This window comes from Protofrankia sp. Cas4 (assembly GCF_963555915.1).
Classification (GTDB): Bacteria; Actinomycetota; Actinomycetes; order Frankiales; family Frankiaceae; genus Protofrankia.
Genome location: NZ_CAUVXL010000057.1, coordinates 1 through 7,683, shown reverse-complemented (window position 1 = coordinate 7,683; position 7,683 = coordinate 1). Strand labels below are relative to the sequence as shown.

Annotated in this window: 8 protein-coding genes; 1 reads left to right on the top strand and 7 read right to left on the bottom strand. The window is 67.1% G+C overall.

All coding sequences use genetic code 11. From position 1 onward, the window contains the following. From U9979_RS06005 to U9979_RS05980, 6 genes are all read right to left on the bottom strand, one after another. Nucleotides 1-224 (bottom strand): ATP-binding cassette domain-containing protein (locus U9979_RS06005; RefSeq protein ID WP_322778586.1); only part of this gene is annotated, 224 nt, incomplete at its 3' end. Beyond that, nucleotides 221-1,624 carry a branched-chain amino acid ABC transporter permease gene (locus tag U9979_RS06000; RefSeq protein WP_322778585.1) on the bottom strand — a complete coding sequence of 468 codons (1,404 nt, stop codon included), beginning with the start codon at nucleotides 1,622-1,624 and terminating at the stop codon, nucleotides 221-223. The genes U9979_RS06000 and U9979_RS06005, both read right to left, overlap by 4 nt. Beyond that, a complete protein-coding gene (locus U9979_RS05995; protein WP_322751663.1) occupies nucleotides 1,621-2,553 on the bottom strand; it encodes a branched-chain amino acid ABC transporter permease in 933 nt (310 codons plus the stop codon). Before U9979_RS05995 ends, U9979_RS06000 begins: the two co-directional genes overlap by 4 nt. 48 nt (nucleotides 2,554-2,601) lie before the next feature. After that, nucleotides 2,602-3,765, bottom strand: coding sequence for a branched-chain amino acid ABC transporter substrate-binding protein (locus U9979_RS05990; RefSeq protein ID WP_322751662.1), 1,164 nt, complete (start codon nucleotides 3,763-3,765; stop codon nucleotides 2,602-2,604). Between the two features lie 536 nt (nucleotides 3,766-4,301). Continuing rightward, nucleotides 4,302-5,354 carry an rRNA adenine N-6-methyltransferase family protein gene (locus U9979_RS05985; protein WP_322778584.1) on the bottom strand — a complete coding sequence of 351 codons (1,053 nt, stop codon included), beginning with the start codon at nucleotides 5,352-5,354 and terminating at the stop codon, nucleotides 4,302-4,304. 183 nt (nucleotides 5,355-5,537) lie between these two features. Continuing rightward, the gene (locus U9979_RS05980; RefSeq protein ID WP_322778583.1) at nucleotides 5,538-6,503 is read right to left on the bottom strand and encodes a hypothetical protein; all 966 of its coding nucleotides are present in this window, start codon (nucleotides 6,501-6,503) and stop codon (nucleotides 5,538-5,540) included. Between the two features lie 368 nt (nucleotides 6,504-6,871). Between U9979_RS05980 and U9979_RS05975 the strand changes: the two genes are divergently transcribed. Then, nucleotides 6,872-7,147 (top strand): hypothetical protein, encoded by a 276-nt coding sequence (locus U9979_RS05975; RefSeq protein ID WP_322778582.1) that lies wholly within the window; start codon nucleotides 6,872-6,874, stop codon nucleotides 7,145-7,147. A 132-nt stretch (nucleotides 7,148-7,279) separates the two neighbouring features. Here the strand turns inward: U9979_RS05975 and U9979_RS05970 are convergent. After that, a partial coding sequence (locus tag U9979_RS05970; RefSeq protein WP_322778581.1) for an ANTAR domain-containing response regulator occupies nucleotides 7,280-7,683 on the bottom strand: 404 nt, incomplete at its 5' end.

Genomic DNA, 7,683 nt, shown 5'->3' with positions numbered 1-7,683 from the left:
TTACCGGCCTGCGGGCGGGCGACGCCCGTCAGGCAGTTGAACAGCGACGTCTTGCCCGCGCCGTTAGGACCGATCACCGCGAGAATCTGACCCCGTTCATGGCGTAGCGACACGCCGTTCAGGCTCGTGACTCCGCCGAAGCGCAGTACCAGCCCACGCACGTCGAGGACAAGACCGGTGTCGCTGCGACCGGCCGCCGGGTCCCGGCTCGGCACGGCGTTCATCCGGCCGGCCCACCGGCGGGCAGCGCGCCGCCGACGTCACCCATGTCACCGACGTCACGCACATCACCGATCCCGCCGGCACCCGGGACACCGGCGTCGCCGGCGGCGTCGTCGGCGACGGCGAGGCCGACCCGCTCACCGCGCCGTGGCGGGAGCAGGCCCTGCGGCCGGAAGGTCATCATGATGACCACGACGACCCCGAAGTAGATGTACCGGTCGGCCGGGGGCACGACGTCACGCAGGAAGAACGCCAGCCCCTGCAGGACCACCGCGCCGAGCACCACCCCGAACCGGGAGCCCATCCCACCGAAGATCACAATGGTGAGCACCAGAATCGAGGCCTGCAGGCTGAACGTCTGCGGGTTGAAGAACTGCTTGGTCGCGAAGAGCACCCCGGCAAAACCCGACACGGAAGCACCGATCGAGAACGCCAGCAGCTTCATCCGCACCGTCGCGACACCCGAGATCTCGGCCGCGAACTCGTCCTCCCGGATCGCGGCCCACGCCCGGCCGACGTGCGACCGTTCCAGTCGACCGAATACCACGATCACCACAATCACCACGGCGAGCAGCAGGTAGTAGTACGGCAGTGGCGCCAGGCCCCAGGCATAGTGAAGTGCCCCGACGTCAAGGGACAAGGGTGGCACGCCGAACACCCCGCGCGAGCCGCCCGTGACACCGTCGACGTTGTTCGCGAGCAACTGGACGATCTCACCGAACCCCAGCGTCACGATGGCCAGGTAGTCCCCGCGCAGCCGCAGCGTGGGCCCGCCGAGAGCCACCCCGGCGGCCATCGCCGCGACCACCGCGATCGGGATCACGACGAACGGGTTGAGAATGACCGGTGAGTGCCACGGCATCGCCGTGCGGGAGGTGAAGTAGGCGGTTGTATACGCGCCGATCGCGAAGAACGCGATGTAGCCGAGATCGAGCAGGCCGGCGTAGCCGACCACCACGTTGAGGCCCAACGCGAGCAGCGCGTAGATCCCGATATCGGTCACGAGGGACTGTGCGGCCGCCGCGGACAGGCCCAGCGGCACGATCAGGGCGATACCCAGCATTCCCACGGTCGCCACGGCCCGTCCCCAGGCGCCCACCGCAGGGCCGCCGAAGCCGCCGAAGCCGCCGAGGTCGCCGACCGGCAAGCCTGAGCAGGCTGCCCGGACCGATCGGAGCAACCATCCACCGGCGCCTGCCCGCACGCGTGCGGCGCACATGACACCCGCCCAGGTACCGGTCGCAAGCGCCGCGAACAGCGCGAAGCGCGGGGCGAACAACGATCCGCGGATGCCGGCGAAAGGATGATCTGCGTCACCGGACGGACCGGTGACAACCGCGACCAGCACCGCGCCGCCCAGGTACACCGCGAGCCGACGCAGCCAGGGCAGCGCTGCGCTCATGCCGCCCTGCCCTGACGTTCACCCAGGAGCCCCGAGGGCCGGACCAGGAGCACTCCCACCAGGACGAGGAAGGCGATCACGTCCTTGTAGGACGCCTGGAACACATAACCGCCATAGCTTTCGACCAGGCCGAGGAGTACCCCTCCCAGCACCGCGCCGCGGACGTTACCGATGCCGCCGAGCACGGCGGCGGTGAACGCCTTGATGCCCGGGACGAACCCCATCGTGTAGGAGGCGTTGAACGTCATCGCATAGAGGAAGCCACCGGCACCCGCGAGCAGACCACCGAGCACGAACGTGGCGACGATCACCCGCTCGACGTCGACCCCCATCAGGCTCGCGGTGCCGGCGTCCTGGGCGGTCGCCCGGATTGCCTGGCCCAGCCGGGTGACGGCGACCACCCGGTCGACGACGACGAGCATCACCACCGCCACCCCGACGATGACCAGGGCCTGGGTCGAGATATCGGCACCGAGGACCCGCCAGGCGGTCCCGTTGGTGAACAGATCGGGGACGGGCACGCTCTGGCGGCCGAACTCCTTACCGGCCAGGTTGGCGGCGAACAGGGACGCTCCGATGGCACCGATGAGGTAGGCCAGACGAGGCGCGCCACGGCGGCGCAGCGGCCGGTAGGCAGCGCGCTCCAGGGCGAACGCGGCAAGGCCACCGGACGCGGCGCCGACACCGAGCCCGACCGCCACCAGTGCGACCGATGTGAGCCCTGACGGCGTCACCTCGCCCGCGGGCAGCAGTGCCCGGGCTGCGAACAGGCCCCCGAACGCGCCGAGCATGAAGACCTCACTGTGGGCGAAGTTGATCAGCGTGAGCACCCCGTAGACGAGGGTGTAGCCAAGAGCGATGACCGCGTAGAGGGAACCGATGGTCGCTCCGTCCACCGTCAGCTGCCCGAACTCGCGCGCGAAACCCATCCAGATGCTCCCCCCGAATCGCCGATGGTCCCGCTGCCCCGCCGCGGGTCAGGCTTTGATCAGTTCGGCGGTGGTTCCGAGCACCTCCCGCTTGCCGCCACGGACCTGGTAGACGTAGACGGTCGAACCGACGATCTCGCCGTCGGGTTGGAACACGACCCGCTTGGTGACGCCCTCGAAGTCGACGGAGGAGAAGACCTGGGCGACGGCCTCACGGCTGGCTCCCGGCCCGAGCTTGCGCAGGACCCCGATGATCGCGTTCGTCGCGTCGTAGGCCTCGCCGGAATAGGTGCCCGGCCGCGTGCCGTTGTTGACCCGCTTGAAGTCGGCGACGAAGCCGGCGGCCTTCGGGTCGCTGTTGGCGTCGCCACACGGGCAGGTCAGATACGCGCTCTCGGCGCTCGCAGCCCCGGCCTGTGCGACGAACTGGTCGTCATTCGATCCGTCGCCGCTCATGACAGCGCCGGTGAAACCCTTGGCCCGCAGCGCCTTGGTCAACAGGGAGAATTCCGGATAGTACCCGGAGTAGAACATCACGTCGGGCTGCTCGGAGATTATCTTTGTCGCCTCGGACGTGTAGTCCTTCGTTGGATTGATGCCGTCATGGGTTACATTCACCCCCTGTGCCGCCAGTTCTTTTTCGAGGACCGTCGACAGCCCCGTGCCGTACTCGCTCTTGTCGTCGAGGGAGAAGACCTTCTTGGCCTTGAGCGCCTTTGCGACGTAATCCGCGGCGGCGGCACCCTGCACGGTGTCGGGGGCGATCACCCGGAAGAACGTTCCGAAACCCAGCGAGGTGAGCTTCGGGTTTGTCGCGGACGGGCTCACGGACAGCAGTTTGGCCTGGCTGTAGAGCGGCTCGCTGGCCTTGGTGGCACCGGAGAACATCGGCCCGACCACGGCGATGACGTCCGGGTTGTCGATCAGTTTCTGGGCGGCGGTGGGACCCTGCTCCGGGGTGCCCTGATCGTCCGCCTCGACCAGACGGACGGTGAACGGAAGCTGGCCGCTGACGTTGGCGCGATCCACTGCCGTGCGCACACCGTTGATCGCGTTGATGCCGAGCTGCTGGCTGTCGCCCGACAGCGGCCCCTGGAATCCGATGATGTACTGCGGGCGTCCGCTTGCGGAGGACCCTCCCCCGCAGGCGCCGACGGTCAGCGCGATCGCAAGAAGCGCGACGGCTCCCGCCGCCATTGTTCGCCTCGCCATGCCGTGTCCCTTCACCCGTTCCGGTAGGGCGGTCCGGGCAAATCCCCGCCGGGCATGGCGCGGACGGTGTCCGCTTCCCCCATCAGGAAGGCCGACCGACCGGGTCATGCGCACGGCAGCCTCACGCCGCGTCCGCGTCACGCAGTCGCCGTCCCCACCTGCCGTGCCTGCCCTGTCCGGCTCGTTCGCCAAACTGTCGGCAACCTAGTCGCTACAACCAGCAACGGGAAGCTTATTGTGCCCGTGTCGCTACATTTTGTGCACAGACACGGGCACAGGCACGGGTGCGGCCACGGACGCGGGCACGGACACCGACACGCGGAGGGGACGGCCGACGGCTGACCGCTACCTGCGGCGCGCCGCCACCGGGACGAACGTCGTGTTACGCACCACCTGGCCGGTCACCCGTGACATATCGCCCCACTTCGTGGGTCTCGCAGGTCACGGGCGTGCCGTTCCTCGTTGATCTCACCGTCTCACCGTAATGGATCTTCCGGATGTTTGGCGACGATTTTTCTTCGGTGCGTCCGTTCAGGTCAGACGGCTCGCCGCTTCATGGATGGGAGCGGGTGTTGCGGGGTGTCGAGCCAGAACGTCTGCTCTTCGGGGGTGACGGTGATGCCGACGCGGGTGTGATCGGGTCTGCCGGCGTCGATCCACCAGCGGTAGGCGTTCTCAAGCTCGTCCCACAGGTTGCGGGGTCCGTGCTGGCGTACCTCGTGGGTGCTGGTTCCGGGAGTGAGGGATGCCCAGGATCGGGAGGCGGGGTGCGCCAGGAGGAGTGTTGGGGTGTCGTCGTCGCCTCGTTGGCCTGGGATGCAGTCGGGAATCATGGTGCCGACGGCGAATCCGGCGTCGAAGTCGGTGAATGGTTGTCGCGGGTATAGCCGGGTCGTCGTCACCTGCGCTTCGTCGGCTGTCTGTCGGTGGAACGTGGCAGAGCGGTGGTTGCGGAGTCGTATGAAGGGCGCCTCGCCGTGGAATCGGCCGTGTGCGGTGCCGTCGCTGTGGACGGTGAGGGCGAGGAGTGCCCCGTGGTGGAAGGTGAGTGCGAGAGGGAGCACTATCCGGCCGCCGGGCTGTGTCTGTTCAATCCAAGCGTAGGGGATGGTGGCTGCGGCGGCGGTGGCGATGATCCGGTCATACGGTGCTCGTTCGGGGTATCCGAGGGTGCCGTCGCCGTTGACGACTGTGACCGGATAGTTGTTCCTGCACAGGGCCTGTCGGGCGTGGTCGGCGATCGTGGGATCGACTTCTATCGTCGTGACGTGTCCTGTGTGGGTTCGTTCGGCAAGCAGGGCGGCGTTGTAGCCGGTGCCGGCTCCGATTTCGAGGATGTTCGTCCCCTCCTGTACGTTCAGGAGGTCGAGCATCCGGTTGACGAGCCAGGCTGCGGTGTTGGAACTGGTGGGGAGGATGCCCTTGTCGGGGTGCTCGCCGTCGTCGACCTGGATTGCTATGGGATCGTCGCCTTCTGCCAGCGTCAGCCAGGTTTCGGGGTTGTCGTCCCGATGGAGCGGGACCATCCATCCGTCAGCGCCGTTGACCCAGATCGTGTCGGGGACGAACGCCGCGCGTCTCACAACCATCCGGTTCCTTTACATATCTGACAGGGTTTTTGCTGCTGCTTTCCGTCTATGATGACGATGGTTTTACCTGAACCGTTACACGCCGAACATTCCAATTTCTTCTTGTGTTTTCCAACTCGTACTCGGTCTCTCACGCTGTCTCCTTGAGGATATACAAATCTGTGCGTGCGGGCGTGGTGTCGCCTACTCGGGAAGTGCTGTGCGCGCGCCGAGCTGGGCGAAGGTTTCGATTTCGGCTGCGGTGTCGCGGGCGGTAGGTGAGCCGTGGTAGCGGGCATCGGTAAGCGTTACCTGTACCCGTTGCATATTGGTCATGATTCCATAGAGGCGTTGCTGCGGCGGGAGGTCGAGTACCGGGCGGAGTGCGTCACGAGCGCCGTCAACGTCACCTTGGCGGAAGCGGGCAAGGCTCAGAATGATGCGCGTGCACGCAGCATTGCCGAACTTGGCCTGATTAGCGGGTATGTCGTCGAATGCTGACACGGCGAAGTTGGCAGCTTGTTCGGCGGCGGCGGGATCAGGTAGAAGGGACAGGGCGTCAGCAGCGACGAATAGGCCGTCAGGGGTAGACAGGGTGATCTGTCCACCGATCTCGTCTAGCTCGTCGGGCTGGGCTTGTTCGCGGGCTTCGGTGGCGGCGGTGAGTGCAGCGCGCGCCTCGTCTGCGTTTCCGATGGCGGCTTGAGCGCGAGCCTCTCGAAGCGCACGCCCGACCGCCGCTGTTCCCCGGATGACGGCTGCGTCGGTCGCGGCAAGCTGGACGTAGCGTAGGGATTCGTGGTGCCATCCAGCCCAGCGGGTGATGGTGCATTGTTCGTTGCGGAGCCAGGTTCGTAGGCCGGGGTGTCCGGCGCGGTCGGCACAGAGAAGCGCGGTGCGGGTCTGGGTCATGGCCGCGTCGATCTGTCCGAGATCAAGGCCGGCGTGGGCAAGCAGACCGCAGAGGACACCGGTGAGGAAGTACAGGTCACGGGCCTGGTCGGGCTGGGTTGGGCCGTCGAGATGACGGAAGGCGAACCGCTGAGCGGCGGTCAGGGCGGGCAGCAGGGCGGGGCCGCCGTCGGCGGGGTACGCGCGGGCGATGCGGCGTACCTCGTTGTAGAGCAGAGTGACGGCGTCCGGGCCGGCGTCGGCTGCCTGCGCGTGCACGAAGAAACGTGCGGTGTCGTCTCTGCGGCCATAAGACTCAGCCCTTCCGGTCCTGCCTGGTCGGGAGACGGGCCGTTGCGGCTCTTCTCCCGACCAGGGTAGGCAGGAAGGACGTTCATCTGTGGTACAGAGACGCCTGAAGTTGGAAGGGCGGGGGCGTAGACGGTCGGGCTGCGGCGTGCGCGGGCGGGTGGTGCCAATAGGTCGTCGATCGGATACTCGAAGATCGTTTCCAGTACCAGGCAGGCCACAGGATAGGGGCGGGTCTTGAGCGTGCCGGCCATCCAACGCTTCGCCTGACGCTCCCCGACCTCATCCGCCTTCCCCTTGAGTGATTGAGCCGTGGCCGTGTACTCGTGAAGGAAGTCGTGCACGGTCCAGTGCCGCTGGTGGACCAGACTGGCGAGCAAGGTGCGGGAGGCGTTCACGGGCGGCGGTGTCTGGTGGCGGGTGCGGACTCTCGGGTGGTGATGACCGGGGCGCGTCCGCCGGCGGATCTGGTACCGGACGGGGTGGGCTTCTCCGGCTGCCGCGTGCGGCTGCGTGACGAGGACGCCGTATCGCTGATCGAGGTGTGGGAGGTCGTCTTCCCGGCCTGGGTCGTGGCAACCGAATCCGCACACCCACAAGAGCGAACGCCATAACGGCGTCGTCGTCGTAGGCACAGGCGCATGCGGCGACGGACGGCAGAGCCCGTCGCCGCATGGAGAAGATCTGGAGTTTCGGTTCGTAGCCGCCTGCCCACCGTCGCACCCGGGGCGGGAGCGACGAGCCGATCACGTTCCGGCCGGCGCCTCACCGGGTAGCGCCTCGCCGGACAGGACGCCTTCGGCCACCGCGCGCATCGTGCGCCGCTGGTTCATCGAGGTGCGCTGTATCCAGCGGAAGGCATCGGGCTCGGTCATACCGTGCTCAGTCTGCAGGACACCCTTGGCCCGTTCGATGATCTTTCTGGCCTCGAGGCGACCCTGCAGGTCCTCGACCTCGGCTTCCAGACTGACGATCTCGGTGAAGCGGCTCATCGCCATCTCGATCGTCGGCAGCAGGTCCTTCTTCTGGAACGGCTTGACGACATAGGCCATCGCCCCGGCCTCCCGTGCCCGTTCCACGAGCTCCCGCTGACTGAACGCGGTCAGGATCACCACCGGTGCGATGCGCTCCTTGGCGATGTGCGCACCGG

Coding starts and splice junctions, on each gene's coding strand:
- U9979_RS06000 (WP_322778585.1), bottom strand. CDS start 1,624: ATGAGCGCAGCGCTGCCCTGGCTGCGTCGGCTCGCGGTGTACCTGGGC.
- U9979_RS05995 (WP_322751663.1), bottom strand. CDS start 2,553: ATGGGTTTCGCGCGCGAGTTCGGGCAGCTGACGGTGGACGGAGCGACC.
- U9979_RS05990 (WP_322751662.1), bottom strand. CDS start 3,765: ATGGCGAGGCGAACAATGGCGGCGGGAGCCGTCGCGCTTCTTGCGATC.
- U9979_RS05985 (WP_322778584.1), bottom strand. CDS start 5,354: ATGGTTGTGAGACGCGCGGCGTTCGTCCCCGACACGATCTGGGTCAAC.